The 15,618-nt window shown below is 72.0% G+C and carries 18 protein-coding genes; 9 read left to right on the top strand and 9 right to left on the bottom strand.

The window, feature by feature from the left end:
• Positions 1-9 precede the first annotated feature (9 nt).
• From AB0L25_RS15805 to AB0L25_RS15795, 3 genes are all read left to right on the top strand, one after another.
• Positions 10-1,482, top strand: a complete 1,473-nt coding sequence (locus AB0L25_RS15805; protein ID WP_500172516.1) for an MFS transporter — start codon at positions 10-12, stop codon at positions 1,480-1,482.
• A 95-nt stretch (positions 1,483-1,577) separates the two neighbouring features.
• A complete protein-coding gene (locus AB0L25_RS15800; protein WP_500172514.1) occupies positions 1,578-2,075 on the top strand; it encodes a carboxymuconolactone decarboxylase family protein in 498 nt (165 codons plus the stop codon).
• 166 nt (positions 2,076-2,241) lie between these two features.
• Positions 2,242-3,309: a glycoside hydrolase family 25 protein gene (locus tag AB0L25_RS15795; protein WP_500172512.1), complete on the top strand. Its 1,068-nt coding sequence runs from the start codon at positions 2,242-2,244 to the stop codon at positions 3,307-3,309.
• Between the two features lie 88 nt (positions 3,310-3,397).
• On the opposite strand, the gene AB0L25_RS15790 is transcribed toward AB0L25_RS15795, so the two are convergent.
• Positions 3,398-4,009: a TetR/AcrR family transcriptional regulator gene (locus AB0L25_RS15790; protein ID WP_500172510.1), complete on the bottom strand. Its 612-nt coding sequence runs from the start codon at positions 4,007-4,009 to the stop codon at positions 3,398-3,400.
• Positions 4,010-4,191: 182 nt separating this feature from the next.
• On the opposite strand from AB0L25_RS15790, the gene AB0L25_RS15785 reads away from it, so the two are divergent.
• The 3 genes from AB0L25_RS15785 to AB0L25_RS15775 all read left to right on the top strand — a co-directional run bounded on the left by AB0L25_RS15785 (position 4,192) and on the right by AB0L25_RS15775 (position 6,641).
• The gene (locus AB0L25_RS15785) at positions 4,192-5,025 is read left to right on the top strand and encodes a TauD/TfdA dioxygenase family protein (RefSeq protein ID WP_500172508.1); all 834 of its coding nucleotides are present in this window, start codon (positions 4,192-4,194) and stop codon (positions 5,023-5,025) included.
• A 1-nt stretch (position 5,026) separates the two neighbouring features.
• Entirely contained in the window at positions 5,027-5,614 is a 588-nt protein-coding gene (locus AB0L25_RS15780; RefSeq protein ID WP_500172506.1) for a nuclear transport factor 2 family protein, read from the top strand.
• Between the two features lie 85 nt (positions 5,615-5,699).
• On the top strand, positions 5,700-6,641 hold the full coding sequence (locus AB0L25_RS15775) for a TIGR03564 family F420-dependent LLM class oxidoreductase (protein ID WP_500172504.1): 942 nt from the start codon (positions 5,700-5,702) through the stop codon (positions 6,639-6,641).
• Between the two features lie 15 nt (positions 6,642-6,656).
• Here AB0L25_RS15775 and AB0L25_RS15770 read toward each other — a convergent pair whose 3' ends face one another.
• The 4 genes from AB0L25_RS15770 to AB0L25_RS15755 all read right to left on the bottom strand — a co-directional run bounded on the left by AB0L25_RS15770 (position 6,657) and on the right by AB0L25_RS15755 (position 8,639).
• The gene (locus tag AB0L25_RS15770; RefSeq protein WP_500172502.1) at positions 6,657-6,917 is read right to left on the bottom strand and encodes an AMP-binding enzyme; all 261 of its coding nucleotides are present in this window, start codon (positions 6,915-6,917) and stop codon (positions 6,657-6,659) included.
• A 138-nt stretch (positions 6,918-7,055) separates the two neighbouring features.
• Complete coding sequence (locus tag AB0L25_RS15765) at positions 7,056-7,946, bottom strand: class I adenylate-forming enzyme family protein (protein WP_500172540.1); 891 nt, start codon at positions 7,944-7,946, stop codon at positions 7,056-7,058.
• Positions 7,947-8,166: 220 nt separating this feature from the next.
• A complete protein-coding gene (locus AB0L25_RS15760) occupies positions 8,167-8,301 on the bottom strand; it encodes a hypothetical protein (protein ID WP_500172500.1) in 135 nt (44 codons plus the stop codon).
• Positions 8,298-8,639: a MarR family transcriptional regulator gene (locus tag AB0L25_RS15755; RefSeq protein WP_500172498.1), complete on the bottom strand. Its 342-nt coding sequence runs from the start codon at positions 8,637-8,639 to the stop codon at positions 8,298-8,300. The genes AB0L25_RS15760 and AB0L25_RS15755 overlap by 4 nt, the downstream gene beginning before the upstream one ends.
• Before the next feature lie 20 nt (positions 8,640-8,659).
• Between AB0L25_RS15755 and AB0L25_RS15750 the strand changes: the two genes are divergently transcribed.
• Entirely contained in the window at positions 8,660-8,935 is a 276-nt protein-coding gene (locus tag AB0L25_RS15750) for a GNAT family N-acetyltransferase (RefSeq protein ID WP_500172496.1), read from the top strand.
• Positions 8,936-8,966: 31 nt separating this feature from the next.
• Here AB0L25_RS15750 and AB0L25_RS15745 read toward each other — a convergent pair whose 3' ends face one another.
• From AB0L25_RS15745 to AB0L25_RS15735, 3 genes are all read right to left on the bottom strand, one after another.
• Entirely contained in the window at positions 8,967-9,533 is a 567-nt protein-coding gene (locus AB0L25_RS15745) for a hypothetical protein (RefSeq protein ID WP_500172494.1), read from the bottom strand.
• A gap of 325 nt (positions 9,534-9,858) precedes the next feature.
• Positions 9,859-11,583: a S8 family serine peptidase gene (locus AB0L25_RS15740; protein ID WP_500172492.1), complete on the bottom strand. Its 1,725-nt coding sequence runs from the start codon at positions 11,581-11,583 to the stop codon at positions 9,859-9,861.
• A gap of 391 nt (positions 11,584-11,974) precedes the next feature.
• The gene (locus tag AB0L25_RS15735) at positions 11,975-12,883 is read right to left on the bottom strand and encodes a TetR/AcrR family transcriptional regulator (protein ID WP_500172490.1); all 909 of its coding nucleotides are present in this window, start codon (positions 12,881-12,883) and stop codon (positions 11,975-11,977) included.
• 87 nt (positions 12,884-12,970) lie between these two features.
• Between AB0L25_RS15735 and AB0L25_RS15730 the strand changes: the two genes are divergently transcribed.
• Complete coding sequence (locus AB0L25_RS15730) at positions 12,971-13,915, top strand: ATP-binding cassette domain-containing protein (protein ID WP_500172488.1); 945 nt, start codon at positions 12,971-12,973, stop codon at positions 13,913-13,915.
• Positions 13,912-14,730, top strand: coding sequence for an ABC transporter permease (locus AB0L25_RS15725; RefSeq protein ID WP_500172486.1), 819 nt, complete (start codon positions 13,912-13,914; stop codon positions 14,728-14,730). Before AB0L25_RS15730 ends, AB0L25_RS15725 begins: the two co-directional genes overlap by 4 nt.
• Positions 14,731-14,774: 44 nt before the next feature.
• Here AB0L25_RS15725 and AB0L25_RS15720 read toward each other — a convergent pair whose 3' ends face one another.
• Positions 14,775-15,599, bottom strand: a complete 825-nt coding sequence (locus tag AB0L25_RS15720) for a MerR family transcriptional regulator (RefSeq protein ID WP_500172484.1) — start codon at positions 15,597-15,599, stop codon at positions 14,775-14,777.
• Positions 15,600-15,618 lie beyond the last annotated feature (19 nt).

The following is a 15,618-nucleotide window of genomic DNA, read 5'->3' as shown; positions in this document are numbered from 1 at the left end:
AGTTCCCCGATGACCTCGCACGCTCGATCCCGCCCGGATGGGGGCGGGAAGACGAACCTCGCGCTGGTGGTGATCGCGGCCGCGCAGCTGCTGATCGTGATGGACGGCACCATCGTGACCGTCGGCCTGCCCGTGATCGGCTCCGGCCTGGGCATCGCACCGGCCGATCTCGACTGGATCCTGACGTCCTACGCGCTGGCGTTCGGCGGGATGCTGCTGGCCGGCGGCCGCGCCGGGGACCTGTTCGGCCGCCGCCGCCTGTTCCGGGCCGGGCTGGTGGTGTTCCTGCTGGCCTCCCTGCTGGGCGGGATCGCCCAGGACGGCGCCACGCTGATCGCCGCGCGCGTCCTGCAGGGCGTGGGCGGTGCGATCATCGCCCCCGCCGCGCTGTCGCTGCTCGCCGACACCTTCCCCGCGGGCCCGGAGCGCAACAAGGCGCTGGGCGTGTACGGGGCGATGGGCGGCCTGGGCTCGGTGGTCGGCCTGCTGCTGGGCGGCGCGCTCACCGAGTACCTGGGCTGGCGCTGGATCATGTTCATCAACGTCCCCATCGCGCTGGCGGTGCTGGTGGGAACGCTCGTCCTGGTCCCGGGCACCCGGGAACGCGGCGGCATCGACCTGCCCGGCGCGATCACCGTCACCCTCGCCCTCGGCTCCCTGGTGTACGCGATCAACCGGGCCGGATCCGACGGCCTGGCCGACGGCCAGACCCTGGCCTTCGGCGCCCTCGCCCTGGTGCTGGGGGTCGCGTTCGCCGTCATCCAGCGCAGCGTCCGCGCCCCGATGCTCCCGGCCGGGGTGCTGGCGGACCGCGGCCGGCTCGGCGCCAACCTGGTCATGCTGCTGATGGGCGCGGGCCAGCTGGCCACCTTCTACTTCCTCACGCTCTACATGCAGTCGATCAAGGACTACTCGCCCATGGTCACCGGGCTGGCCTACCTGCCGTTCGCGATCGGCATCGGCATCGGCTCCGGAGCCGTCGGCCCCCGGCTGCAGGCCCGCACGTCCCCCCGCACCGTCCTGGCCGCCGGCATGGCGGTGGCCGCCGCCGCGATGGTCTGGTTCAGCCTGCTCACCCCGGACCAGAACGCCCTCGCCGTCCTCCTGCCCGCCCAGCTGGTCGCGGGCATCGGCCTCGGCATCGGGTTCGTGGCCGCCACGATCGGCGGCGTCCAGGACGTCGCCCCCAAGGACTCGGGGATCGCCTCCGGCCTCATCAACACCAGCCAGCAGATCGGCGGCGCCCTGGGCCTCGCCGCCCTCGCCAGCGTCGCCGTCACCGCCACCGAGGGCCGTCCCGCCGGGACGCCGCTTGCGGAGGCGCTCACGCACGGCTACACCGCCGGCCTGCTCGGCGCGGCCGCGTTCTACCTGGCCGCCGTTCTCAGCGCCGTCGTGCTCATGCGGCCGCGCTCCGACCGCGACCGGCCGTCGACCACGCCCGAGCAGACGGCCGAGAAGGCGGCCGTCCCCGAGCGGTGACCCGGCCGCGGACCGGTGCCGATCACCGGTCACATCCAGACCCCGCCGACCGTCAGAGATGCGACGCATCACTGAAGACCGAAAGGAAACCCGTCATGACCACCACCACGATGAACGAGTCCGAGTCCCGGCTGCCCAACCCCGCCGTGCTCGTCCCCGAACTGGGCCAGGTCGGCCAGGCGCTGTTCAAGGCCGTCGGCAACGGCTCGATCCCGCAGACCACCATCGGCCTGGTGCAGCTGCGCGCGGGCCAGCTCGTCGGCAACACCTACCTGACCGTCCTGCACACCGGGAACCTGCGCAAGGCCGGCGAGACGGAGGAGCGCATCACCGCCGTGGCGTCCTGGCGGGACGCGCCGTACTTCACCGACGCCGAACGCGCCGCGCTGGCCCTGGTGGAGGCCGTCCTCACCCCCGCCGCGCACGGCGAGCGCGTCCCCGACGAGCTGTACGCGCGGGCGTCCGCCCACTATGACGACAAGGCCCTCGCCACCCTCACCATGGCGATCGGCCAGGTCTGCTTCTTCATCCCCCTCGCCCTCGTCGGCAAGCCGCTCCCGGGCGTTTCGCCCGCCGAGCAGTGGAGGCGGTGACCTGACCGTCCGCTGAACACGCCTGCCTGTGCGGCCGCCCCACCGGGCGGCCGCACAGGCAGACCTGTCTCGGACGGCCGCCGATTCACCGAGTCGTCACCCGCCGTCGTCCGGTAGGCGGGATACTGCCCGTTCCGGATCCCCTTCCGACCCTCAGGAGGCATCGTTGATCTACGGGGTGGACGTCGCGAGCTACCAGGGGAACCCCGACTGGAAGGCCGTCTACGCCGACGGGATCCGGTTCGCGTTCTCCAAGGTGACCGAGTCGACCGGTTACACGAACCCGACCTGGGCCCACAACCGCGCCGGGATGCTCGCCCTCGGCGGCGGCTTCCTGCCGGGCGCGTACCACTTCCTGCACGGCGGGGACGGCGCCGCCCAGGCGCGGTACTTCCTCGATAAGGCCGGCGACGTGTCCGCCTTCGCCGTCGCGCTGGACGTGGAGGCGTCCGGCGCGGACGCGGCGACCGCCCGAGCCTGGGTGGCCGAGTTCAAGGACCGCACGGGCGGCCACCCGGTGATCGGCTACTACCCGCGCTGGTACTGGGAGCAGACCGGACGCCCGGACCTGGGCTTCTTCGACACGATCTGGCAATCGCACTACGTGTCCGGGACGGGATCGCCGGAATCGCTGTACGCGAAGGTGCCCGCCTCGTGGTGGACGTCGTTCGGCGGAGAGCCGATCTCGATTCTGCAATTCACCTCCAGCAGCACGGTGCAAGGCATTTCGGGCCGCTGCGACGCCAACGCCTACCGCGGCGGCCTCGCCGAACTCAAGGCGCTCGCCCTCGGGCAAGAAGACGACATGCCCGAATATGTGAGCGTCGGGACGACCGCCCCGCAGGATCTCCCGCCGAACGAGTGGGTCACCGTCGACTTCGGCAAGGAGTACGCCGACGGTTCGCACCACCACGAGGACCAGGGCGGCCCGTCGATCGTGATCGGGCCCGCCCGCTACGCGCTGATGGCGAACATCCGTGTCACCGGGCTGCCGAAGGGCGTCGCACTGCAGGCCCGCGCGATCGAGAACGCCGAGGACGGGTCCGGGTACGAGGCCGGCCCGATCGCCGAGTACACCGCGAGTGACGGCGACACGTTCGTCCACTACGCACTTCCGGCCGACACCGTCCGGGCCGGTCACCGCGTGCGGTTCCAGGTCGTCCAGTACGGGACGGCGCCCGCCCGGATCGTCGGCGGTACCGCGAAGGCGTTCGCCTGGCCGGATCGACGGTGAGAGAAAAGGATCGAAGAGCTCCCCATCGCCCTGTGAGGCTGAGCATTCCACGAACCGGGGCGAACCGCTGGGACGATCGGCCGTCCGTTCAGGGGTTCGGGGACGTGGCCTCGCGGTCGGGACGGAGCGGTGAGGTGCGGGCCAGGTAGTCCTCGATGAGTGCGAGCACCTCGTCGTGGCCGTCGGTGATGCCGATCGCGCCGTCCATGGACAGGATGCGGGCGAGCGCGGCGGCCAGGACGGTCACGGCTGCGGGGCTCGGCCCGCCGGGGACGCCGCCGGGCCGGTCGCCGCGGACCCGCTCGATGATCTCCTGCTGCCGCAGCCGGAACCTGCGGGTGTAGTCGGCCAGTTCGGTGCGGACGGCCGGCCGGTGGTTGGCCAGGGCGATGAACTCGACGGTCAGGGCGCTGTTCTGGGGCTCGCTGCTGACCTGCCACAGGGCGCGCAGCGGATCGTCGGCCCGTGCGGCGTCCTCCAGCCGCCGGAGGGTGGCCTCGGCGCCGCGCCGGAAGACGGCCAGGAACAGTTCGTCCATCGTGCGGAAGTGGTAGTAGACGAGGGCCTGGTTGACGCCCGCCTTCGCGGCGACCTTGCGGGTCGTGACCGCGGCGTACCCCTCGTCCAGCATCAGCCGCGTCGCCGCCTCGAGCAGTGCGGTCCGGGTCTTGGAGTCCCTGGCCGGTGGGGTATCGCTCATGTCGCCCTCGATCGCGAAGTGGGACGGATCCGCCGGTGCGCGGCACCACGGTCACTGTATCGGGGCCTTGACCCGGGCGATGGGCCGGTGTTAGGCATGTGCCTAAGAAAGGTTTAGGCGACTGCCTAAGAAGGCGATGCCCCTGCCGGGCGCGTCCGTCGCCGGCATCTGAGAGGTGAGGGATGACCGTGAGGTTCACCGCGCTGGAGCCGTTCGGTGTCGAGGTCACCGGCGCGTCCGGCGGACGGCTGGTCGATCGGCGCGCCGCGGACGAGTGCCGGGCGGCCCTGGAGGAGCACGGGGTGGTGGTCTACCGCGAGCTCGACATCGGGGACGACGACCTGGTCGCCTTCACACGGCTGCTGGGGGAGCCGCTCGTGGCCAAGACCAGCGAGCACCGGCATCCCGAGATCGACACGATCACGCTGGACCCGGGGAGGACGAACGCCGCGCTGGCGGCCATCCGGCGGGGCAACTTCCACTGGCACATCGACGGGGCCACCATCGACGTTCCGCAGAAGGCCACGCTGCTCACCGCCCGGGAGGTCGACCCGGCGGGCGGCGACACCGAGTTCGCCAACACCTTCCTCGCCTACCGGGAGCTGCCCGAGGCGGAGAAGGCGCGGCTGGACGGCCTTCGGGTGGTGCACAGCTTCGCCGCGGCGCAGCGGCGGGCCAACCCGGACGCCTCCGAGCGGGAGGTCGCCGCGTGGGAGCGGGTCTCGTCCAGGATCCACCCGCTGGTGTGGACGCGCGGGAACGGGCGCAGGTCGCTGCTCGTGGGCGCCACCGCGGGCGAGGTCGTCGGGCTCCCGGCCGAGGACGGACGGGCGCTGCTCGACCGGTTGACCGCATGGGCGACGCAGCCGCGCTTCGTCCTGCGGCACCGCTGGCGGCGGGGCGACCTGGTCATCTGGGACAACACCGGGATGCTGCACCGGGCCATGCCGTTCGAGCCGACGTCCCGGCGGCTGATGCACCGCACCACCCTCGTCGGTGAAGAGGCGGTGGCCTGAGATGACCGGCGAAGAGTTCGAGGCGCTGCGGCGCGACGTCCGGTACCTCAAGGACCGGGCGGAGATCCTGGACTGCGTCGCCCGCCACGCGCGCGGCTGCGACCGCCACGACGAGGACCTGATCGGCAGCGCCTACCACCCGGACGCGGCGGACGAGCACGGGTTCGCCGTCAACTCCGGCGCCGACTACGCCGCCTGGGCCAATCCCGCGCACGCGACGACGTCGCGGACGCACCTGCACAACATCACCACCCACACCTGCGAGATCGACGGGGACGTCGCGCACTGCGAGAGCTACTCGCTCGTCGTGCTGCTGGGCAAGGACGGACGCACCGCGCAGATCATCAACGGCCGCTACCTCGACCGGCTCGAGCGGCGGGACGGCCGGTGGCGCATCGCGCTGCGGCGCTCCACCGTCGAGGCGATGTTCACCGCCGACGCCTCGGTGCTGAAGTCGTCCTTCTTCACCGGCCAGGGATATATGAGGGGCACCCGCGACACCGGCGACCTGTCCTACCGGCGCCCGCTGCTGCTGGACGACCCCGCCCCGGCCCGCTGGTCGGACGAGGCGGGGGAGAAGCCGCGATGACGGGTCCCCGCCGCGGAACCTCCCTGCCCCCGACGACGCCCCCGACGACGCCCCCGACGACGCCCCCGACGACGAAGGACTCCCCATGCGCATCGGCCTGACCGGCGGCGCCGCGACCCCCGACAAGATCATTGAGCAGGCGAAGCGGGCCGAGGCCGACGGCTTCGCCTCCCTCTGGTACGCCAGCGTCGTCACCGGCGACCCGCTGGCCCCCATGGCCGCCGCCGGGCGGGAGACCTCGGCGATCGAGCTCGGCACGGCCGTCCTGCAGACCTACCCCTGCCATCCGCTGCTGCAGGCCAACCGCGCCGCCTCCGCCGCCGCCACCATGGGACGTCCCGGGCTGACCATCGGCATCGGCCCGTCCCACGAGCCGATGGTCCGCGACGTCTACGGCATGTCCTACGACCGGCCCGGCCGCAACACCGAGGAGTACATCCGGATCCTCACCGCCCTCCTGCGCGGCGACGACGTCGACTTCCAAGGCGAGGACTGGTCGACCCGCAGCGCCGGCCGGATGGCGCCCGTCACCCACCGCGTGCCGGTGCTGCTGTCGGCGCTGTCGCCCCGGCTGCTGCGCGTGGCCGGTCAGTACGCCGACGGCACGATCCTGTGGATGGCGCCCGTGAAGGCGGTCGCCGAGCACATCGCGCCCCGCATCCACGCCGCGGCGACGGCCGCCGGACGTCCGGCGCCGCGCATCGTGGCCGGGCTCCCCGTCGCCGTCCACGACGACGTCGCCGAAGCCCGCGAAGCGGTCGCCGCGACCGCCGGAGCGTACGCCGGGATGCCCAACTACCGGCGCGTCATGGACCTCGGCGGCGCGTCCTCGCCCGCCGAGGCCGCCCTGGTCGGCGACGAGACGTCCGTCCGCAAGCAGCTCCAGTCGCTCCTGGACGCCGGAGCCACCGACATCTGGGTCAACATCGTCGCCGTCGGTCCCGACCACGCCGCCTCCCGCCGCCGCACCCGCGACCTCCTCCGCGAACTCGCCACCCCGCCCGACCGGCAGGCGGCGGGCACCTGAGCGGGCGGCGGCGCGTCACGCGGGGGACGCGGCGCGGAGGCGCAGTTCCCGTTTGAGGATCTTGCCGCTGGCGTTGAGGGGCATCTCGGGCAGAACGGTGACGGTCTCGGGCACCTTGTACTTGGCGAGCCTCGCCAGGCAGCGGGCACGGATGTCGTCCGGGGTGACGGCGGCGCCGTCGTGCAGGGTGACGTAGGCCGCGACGGTCTCGCCCCAGTGGTCGTCCGGGCGGCCGACGACCGCGACGGACGCCACCCCGGGGCAGTCGGCGATCACCTGGTCGTCACCGGCCCGGCGTCCCGGCGCTCGCGCTGGGTGGCCGACGGGCCGAGCACCGCGCGCCCTCCCGGGCTTCCGCCCCGTGGACTCAACGTGTCCTCCTCGTCCGTCCGAATACGCTCGCGAACGCGCGTCCTACTCGCGCTCGCGGAGTTCACGCTTGAGAATCTTTCCACTGGCGTTCGTGGGCAGCGAGTCCACGAGCCGGAACTGCGCGGGCACCTTGTACTTGGCGAGCCTGGCCGCGCAATGGGCCGCGAGCTCCTCCTCCGTCACCCGGGATCCCGGGACGACCTGGACCCAGGCCCGGCCGATCTCGCTCCAGTGGTCGTCGGGGACGGCCACGGCGGCGCTCTGCACGACGGCCGGATGCTCGGCGAGGACCGACTCTATCTCGATGGGATAGATGTTCTCCCCGCCGCGGACGATCATGTCCTTTTTCCGGCCGTGCAGATACAGATAACCGTCCTCGTCGAAATAGCCCATGTCGCCGGCGCGGAACCAGCCGCCGCGGGTCGCGCGCTCGGTTTCCTCCGGCATGTCCAGGTAGCCGTCGAACAGCATGTCGCTCCGGGTCGCGATCTCTCCGACCTCGCCGGCGGGGACCTCGTTGAGGTCGTCGTCGACGATCCGCAGCGCCACCCCGTACGCCGGCCTGCCGATCGAGGCGAGCAGCTCCGGGCGCCCGTCGAGCGCCCGGCGATGCTCCTCCGGGCTCATGACGGCCTGGAGCCCGGCCTCCGTGCCCGCGCCGAACGCCTGCAGGAAATCGCACCGGAACGTGTCCATCGCACGGCGCAGAAGCGCCGGGGACATCGCCGACGCGCCGTAGTACATGAGTTCGAGCCGCTCGTACTCGTGGTCGTGCACGTCGTCGAGCTGCAGCAGCATGCTGATCATCGTGGGGACCGGGAACACCGCCGTGAGCCGGTCCGCCGCGAGATGGTCCAGCGTCACCCGCGGGTCGAACTGCGGGACGATCAGCGACGTCGCGCCGCGCGCGATCCCGGCCAGCAGGCCGCAGATGCCGGTGATGTGGAACGCGGGCGCCGCGGTGTAGCGGACCTCTCCCGGACGGAGCCGGGTACTCGATGATCTGCTCGGTGACGATCGCCTTCATCATGCGCTTCGCGCAGTGTCAACGAACGCGTCGACGTCGGCGAACGGGCGACGCGCGGGCGCGGCTGCTGCGAGCAGCCGCCGTAGAGCCGGCTCGAAGGGCTCGCCGAGCCCGGAGCACCTCGTCTCATCGACCGGGCGTCTGCGAACGCAGGCGGTCCGCGTGCCGCGACTGATTGTCCAGCGCGCGATGCGGAAACGTCTCGATGACCTCCAGTTCGGCGGCGGTGAACCGGCGCAACTCGGTCAAGGCGTCGGTCACGATCGGCCCCCAGATTCTTCCTCCTCGGCGGCTTCGTGCGCCCGGTCGGTCAGGTGGACCAGGACGCGCCGCCGGTCCGCGGCGTCGCGTACCCGCCGAGCGAGACCGGCCCGCTCCAGCCGGTCGATGGCGGTGGTGGCCGCACCTCCGGTCAGTCCGGCGGCGACCGCCAGTTCGCTCGCGGTCAGCGGGCCGCGGGCGGTCAGCCGGCTCAGGCACCGCAGGTCGGTGCGGTTGACGCCCAGGCGCCGGGCCGCCAGCTCATCGATCAGATCGGTGGCGTCCCGCAGCTCCTGGACCGCCCGGGCGATGGCGCCGACCGTAGATTCCTTTGACAATCTAATCCTTCGACGGCTCGATGTTCGTCCACACCGTGATGACCGCCCGCGGCCCCGAAGGCCGCGGCGTGGGCTCGATCCTGCTGGCCCACGCCGAGCACCTCGCCAGAACGCACGGCGCCCCCGCCCTGGCCCTGGACCACTGGGCGGACAGCCCCGAACTCGCGCGCATCTACGACGAGCACGGCTACGTCACGGTCGCCGAATACACCGACGGGCACGAGGGAAACGCCGTCCGCAACCTCGTACGCGTCCGCCGCCTCGATATCGGAAAGTTGCACCCTTCGGCGTCCTGACCCATAAAAGCCGCTTCATCACCCTTCGGTGTCAGAAGCTCGACCATATGGTTTCGATGTTCAGGACTCGGTTGCTCCGCCGCATCAGGACTCTTTCCGTGGCGGCGAGAATGCCGGCGGAGAGCAGGACGGCGTTGAGCCACGGCGGCAGGCTGACCGGGGACCTGAACGATCCGACATGGTCGGCGACCAGCGAAATGCCGGTGACGATCTCGAGCGCCTGCGGGACGGCAAGGACGAGGTTGACCACCAGGATCGCGATGGCGAGGGCGCCGATCGTCCGGCTCAGCCGCGGATGCCGGCGGGCCAGCCTGCCGCGCAGGTCTTCGGCGGTCCCGGCCACCGGGGTGAGAGGCCGTTCCGGGCCGGAATCGAGGACCAGGTGCGCCCGCGTGACCCCGTACATCGAGGCCTTGACCTCGATCGTTCCGTCCGGGACCGCGAACGCCGCCGGGACGTCGCTCTTCTCCTGCCAGGCGCCGTCCAGGTACAACTCGGCCACCCAGCCGACGTCCTTCATGGTGACGTCCACCGTCCAGGTGCGGCCGGGACCGTCCGGCCCGTCGTGGACGATCGTGTAGAGCGAACGGTGGAGCATCTCTCTGCGCCGGAACGGGCGGAGCCGTCTCCCGTCTTCCGCACCGTCCTGCTCGGGCGTGGACGTACTTCGGCGGAAGAGGCCCATGAAGCGATCCACAGTCCCTCCCTTCCTGCCGGAGACACGGCCTTGAAGCGCCAAGCCGAACGCCTTCGAGCGTCGGCGGCGTGTGCTCGCTGCGTTCTTCCCCGCTGAGCACGCCGGTCACCTCCCGCCCGGGGACGAGCACGACCATCGCCCATGAAGCCGCTCGGTTGCCCCAGGCAAAACCGTGGCCCCCGACCTGGCGGGTCGGGGGCCACGGGCGCGGTTACGGACGGACGGGTCAGCGCCTCACGGCGTTGAACGCGTCAACGATGCCCGCGCCGTAAAAGCCGTTGTGGCGCTTCGAGCCCTCGCAGGCGTGCGTGGCCACGACTTCCTCGAACGAGCCGTCCGCCTGCTTGACGTACCGGGTGTAGGTGTACGAGCCGCTCGGCGGGCACGCGGTCGCGGTCGCGGTGCGGGTCAGGATCGACCGGACGGCCGCCGGGGGCAGGGTGAGCCCGCCGTTGGCCCGGTCGCGCTTGCCGTACCTGCTGACGATCAGTGCCGCGACGCCCGCCGCATGCGGCGAGGCCATCGAGGTGCCCTGGATCGACTGGTAGTACCCGCAGACGCCGCCCTTGCAGCTGCGCACCACCCGCGGGGTGTTGGGCGTGCCGTCGGCGTTCAGCTCGCCCCGCTCGCGCGCGATCGACTCGGGGTAGGCGGCCCAGATGCCGGCCTTGTCGTCGATCTTCCGGTCGGCGGTGTCGTACTTGTCGCCGCCGGGAGCGGCGACCGCGATGTAGCCGTTGCCGTAGCTGGAGTAGTAGGCCTTGCGCTCGCTGATGCCGGTCGAGGAGACCGGGATGACGTGGTCGCCTTCCCCGGGCAGCGAGAGGCAGCTCGGCGGGATCGTGCGCTCGTAGGGCTGCTCGCCGGGCTCGGACGCGAAGTCCGGGCTGGTCGCGTCGATGTTGGTCTTGGTGTAGTCGATCGCCTCGTTGCCCGCGGCGCCGACCAGGGTGACGCCGTGCCGGTGCGCGAAGTTCAGCGCCCGGTTCGCCGCCTTGATGATCGTCTGCTGCTCGGCCTGGTCGGCGGGGGAGTCCGCCGGGTTGTTCGCGCAGTTGAAGAGCCACGGGTCGATGTAGTAGCTCATGTTGACCACGTCGATGCCGTGCTTGCCCGCGTAGGTGAGCGCGTCCACCGTGGGCTGCAGGAAGAAGTAGCCGGAGTCCTGGCCCGCGCGCAGGTTGACGAGGGACACCTCGGGGGCGACGCCGGCCATGCCGAGACCGTTGCGGGGCGAGGCGATCGTCGAGGCGACGTGGGTGCCGTGCTCGTTCTCGTCCACGTCCGCCGGGTCGTTGCAGGACTTGTCCGGCTCGTCGGCGCAGGGACCGTCGACCTCCGCGCCGTTGGCGTCGACCGGGACGTCGGTGGTGAAGTTGCGGCTCAGCGCCCGGTTGAAGTTGGGCTCGATGTCGGGGTGGGAGCCGTCGATGCCGGTGTCGATGACGCCGACGGTGACACGCCGGTCACCGGGCTCGACCCTGTACGAGCCCTTGGCCGTGGCGTGGATCTGCTTCATGTCCCACTGCAGGCCGGCGAGGGGCTCCTCGCCCTTCTTCGCGCCCTTGACGGCGGTGCTGCCGGTGGTCTGGCCCCGGCCCTCCTTCTCCACGGCGAACTGCTCGGTGACCTTCCCGGTCTTGGGAGCCCGGCCGATCACCCGGTTGGCGGCCGCGCCGTCGAGGGCGCCCTGCCGCCGGGCCTGCGCCGCGAATCCGGTGTCGGTGGACCGGACGGTCGCGACACCGACGTCGGTGTTCTCGCGGACGATCGTCCCCCCGGCCGCCTCGACGGCGGCGCGGGCATCGGTGAGCGAGACGCCGTCCTTGTAGAGGACGACGTACTCGGAGGCTTGGCCGGACGCCTGGTTCGGCAAGGCCGAAGCTGGAACCGCCAGCGCGGTCGTCGCGGTGACGACGGCGCAGGCAGCGATGATCAAGGTACGCCGCAACGCACAACCTCCTGGCAAAAGATGGCGATACGCCCGAAATATGGGGGCGAGCCAGGAGACGTTACGGCGGTGACTGTTGAGGCTTGCGTACGGATGTATAACGAAATGAGGGAGTTTCGGTTCGGGTGTCGGACGGCCGGCGCGTGCGCCTCGCCGGCACCGGCTCGGACGGTTCGACGATTTCTCTGAGGCCCGCCGATTTGTGTCCGTTGCCGGGGGCTATGGTCCGCTTTTGCGGAGGTCGTTGATCTTGATTACAGGGCCAAGACACTTTTCGGCTGCATTCCGCCGCACCTTGTTTCGCGGCTCGTCGAGCCCGCCGCACGGCCTGGACGCGGGACCGTCCTGCTGCTCCGCGAGGCCATCGGATTCTGATCCGCCCGTCGGCGGGTCACTCGGGGGAGCCGGTCTCCTGCCGGGTGCGGTAGGCGCGCTGCCTGCACGCCCGCGAGCAGTACTTGCGGGGACGTCCGGTCGCGGTTTCGGGGACGGCGGCGCCGCACACGGGGCACGCGGGTGCGTCCGTAGTTTCGTCACCGGCCCTTGTGACGAAAGTTTCGTCACGGGGGTCGGGCGGCCCGCCGGGTGCGGAAAGGGCCGCGGCCAAGCAGTCGAGGACGCGCTCGAGCCCGTACCGGAACTGGTCATCGTGGTTCAGGTGCGGCTGGCGCGCCTCCAGCACGATCTTGCTGAACATCGGGTACTCCCCGCTCTCCACCAGCTGCCGGACGTGCGGGGAGTGCCGCGCCATCCACTCCGCCGCGGTGAGGCCGCTGCGGCGGACCTCTTCGGCCTGGCTCACCTCCCCGCGGGCGGCGCTCTCGACGTAGCCGGTCAGGATGGACAGGAGGCTGAGGCTCTCGTCGATGGAGACGTACGGGTCCAGGACCGCCATCACCCGTTCGATCAGGCGCAGCTGGTTGGGGCCGAAGCCGGGCAGCGACCGGTGCGCGGTGGCGACCCACGGGTGCCGCAGCCACATCGCGCGCAGCCCGTCGGCGTAGCGCGTCAGGTCGGCGCGCCAGTCGCCGGACGGCACGCCCTCGAGGTCGATCTCGCCCTGCAGCCGGTCGGCCATGAGCTCGACCAGGTCGTCGCGGCTCGGGACGTACCGGTACAGCGACATCGCGCCGGCGCCGATCTCGGCGGCGATCCGGCGCATCGTGGCGGCCTCGAGCCCCTCGGCGTCGGCGATGCGGATCGCGGCCTCGGTGATCTGGGCGCGGCTGTAGGCCGGCCGCGGCCCGCGGGCCGGGCGCTCGGGCCGCATCCAGATGTTCACGTACTCGGTGTCGGCCACTCGTGCCACCTCCCCGGTTGCGTACACGGTATCCAGTATCTTACGCTGCCCGCCATAACTGCTTACACGGTACCCAATGGAGGGATCATGGCGGATCCGATCGTGGTGGCCGAGGGACTGCACAAGTCCTTCGGCGACACCCACGCGCTGCGCGGCCTGGACCTGAGCGTCCCGAGAGGGACGGTCTGCGGGGTGCTCGGCCCGAACGGCGCCGGGAAGACGACCGCGGTGCGCATCCTGGCGACCCTGTCCGACCCCGACGCCGGGCACGCCCGCATCGCCGGACACGACGTCGTCCGCGAGGCCGACGAGGTGCGCGCCCGGATCGGGCTCGCGGGCCAGTACGCCGCCGTCGACGAGAAGCTCACCGGCCGCGGCAACCTGCGCATGTTCGGGCGGCTCTACCACCTGTCCCGCCGCGAGGCGCACCGGCGGGCCGACGAGCTGCTGGAGCGCTTCGGCCTGACGGACGCCGCCGACCGCCGGGTCGCCGGCTACTCCGGCGGCATGCGGCGCCGCCTCGACCTGATCACCAGCCTCATCCTGCGCCCCGAGGTGCTGTTCCTGGACGAGCCGACCACCGGCCTGGACCCGCGCAGCCGCGGCGAGATCTGGGACACCGTCCGCGAACTGGTGGCGGACGGCACCACGGTCCTGCTGACCACGCAGTACCTGGAGGAGGCCGACCGGCTCGCCGACGACATCGCCGTCATCGACCACGGGAAGGTGATCGCCACGGGCACCCCCGACGAGCTGAAGGCCACGATCGGGGACCGGCTCGACGTCGTCCTCGACGACCCCGGCGCGCTGCGTCCGGCGGCGGTCGTCCTGAACGCCCTGGCCGGGACCGACCCCGCGATGACGGGCGCCGACCGGCTCAGCGTCGCCCTGCCCGGCCCCGGCGTCCGGCTCGCCGACATCGTCCGCGAGCTCGACCGCGCCGGGGTCGCCGCCGCCGACGTGAGCCTGCGCCGTCCCACTCTCGACGAGGTGTTCCTGCGCCTCACCGACCGCGAGGAGCCCGTCCGATGACCGTCCTCACCCCGCCCGCGGGCCGTCTGCGCTGGACGGTCGTCGACGGGCTGACCCTGATCGGCCGCGAGCTGGGACGGCTGCGGCAGGAACCGGGGGAGATCGTCGCCGCGCTGATCTTCCCGGCCGTCATGGTGGTGCTGTTCGGGTACGTGTTCGGCAGCGCGATCCAGGTGCCGGGCGGCGGCGACTACCGCGAGTACCTCATGCCCGGGCTGTTCGCGATGGTGACCTTCACGGCGATGATCGGCGTCACGACGCGGGTGGCCGCCGACGCCTCCCGCGGCGTGATGGACCGGTTCCGCGCCATGCCGATGGCGCGGTCGGCGGTGCCGTTCGGGCAGACCGGCGCCGACCTGGTGACGGGCCTGCCCGCCCTGGCGATCATGGTGGGGGCGGGGCTGCTGGTGGGCTGGCAGCCGCACCGCGGCCTGCTCCCGGCGGCGCAGGCCTTCCTGCTGATGATGCTGCTGCGGTACGCGCTGAGCTGGGTGGGCGTCTACGTGGGGCTGATGGTGAAGAACGACCAGATCGCCGATCAGCTCGTGCCGCTGTTCCTGCCGTTCACGATGCTGTCGAACTCGTTCGTCCCGACCGACGGCATGCCCGCGTGGCTGCGGTTCCTCGCCGACTGGAACCCGGTGAGCGCGCTCACCGCGGCCGCCCGCGAGCTGTTCGGCAACCCGGGCGTCCCGTCCGGGGACGTCGCCTGGCCGCTCGCGCATCCGGTGGCCGCCGTCCTGCTCTGGTCGGCCGCACTGCTGGTGGTGTTCGTCCCCCTGTCCGTCCGCACCTACAAGCGCAAGGGCCGGTAAGGAGCGGTCGCGTGCCGCCCGGACGGCCGATGTCCCGAGCGCGATCACGGGACGGACGTCGCGCCGGGCGTCCGGACGCGATCGGTGCCGGCGGTTCGGGTTCCCGGGCCGAACAGGTCGGTGAGCATGGCGGCCCCTTCGCCGGCCGCGCGCACTTCGAGGTGCAGTTCGGGGCCGTCGAGATCGAGGCGGAACCCGAAGAACGGGCAGCAGCGCTGCTCGGCGGCGGCCAGCGCCGCGATGCCGGCGGCGCGGTCGGCGGGCAGGGTGAACCGGACGCCGTCGTCGATCTCCTGCCGTACCGCACCGTCGATCAGCCGCCGCCACCGGGCGACGCGCTCTGCGAGGTCGCCGCCGTCCAGCGAACAGGCGACGGGGGCGCGCCGCCGGCGTTCGACCTCGCCTTCGGGGACGTGCCGACCGGGCGGGAAGGCGACGTCGACGGGACGGGAACCCGGGGCATCGGGGGCGAGGACCCCGCACTCGGAGTCGCAGGGGCCGGGGCGGTCGGGCAGCGAGTCCAGGTGTCGCAGGGCCCGGTGCAGGGTGGCGGTGAAGGCGGCCAGCTCGGCGGCACGCGCCTCGGCGTCGACGATCCGGGCGGCGACGCGCGGCCGCAGGTCGGCCTTCACGTCCGAGCAGGCGCCCGACTCCCACACCCCCAGCAGCTCGGAGACCTCGTCCAGCGGCAGCCCGAGGTGCTTGGCCGCGCCGATGAACGCCAGGCGGTCCACCGCGTCCTCCCCGTACAGCCGGTACCCGGCCGGGGACCGCTCGGCGGGCAGCAGACCGGCCGACTCGTAGAACCGCAGGGTGGTGGCCGGGACGCCGGAGCGCTCCGCGAGCCGGGAGATCCGCATCGTGCTCATGGGCCGACGGTAAACCTTC

This window comes from Spirillospora sp. NPDC052242 (genome assembly GCF_040679555.1).
In the GTDB taxonomy this organism is placed as follows: domain Bacteria; phylum Actinomycetota; class Actinomycetes; order Streptosporangiales; family Streptosporangiaceae; genus Spirillospora.
This window is presented reverse-complemented; position numbering and strand designations above follow the sequence as displayed.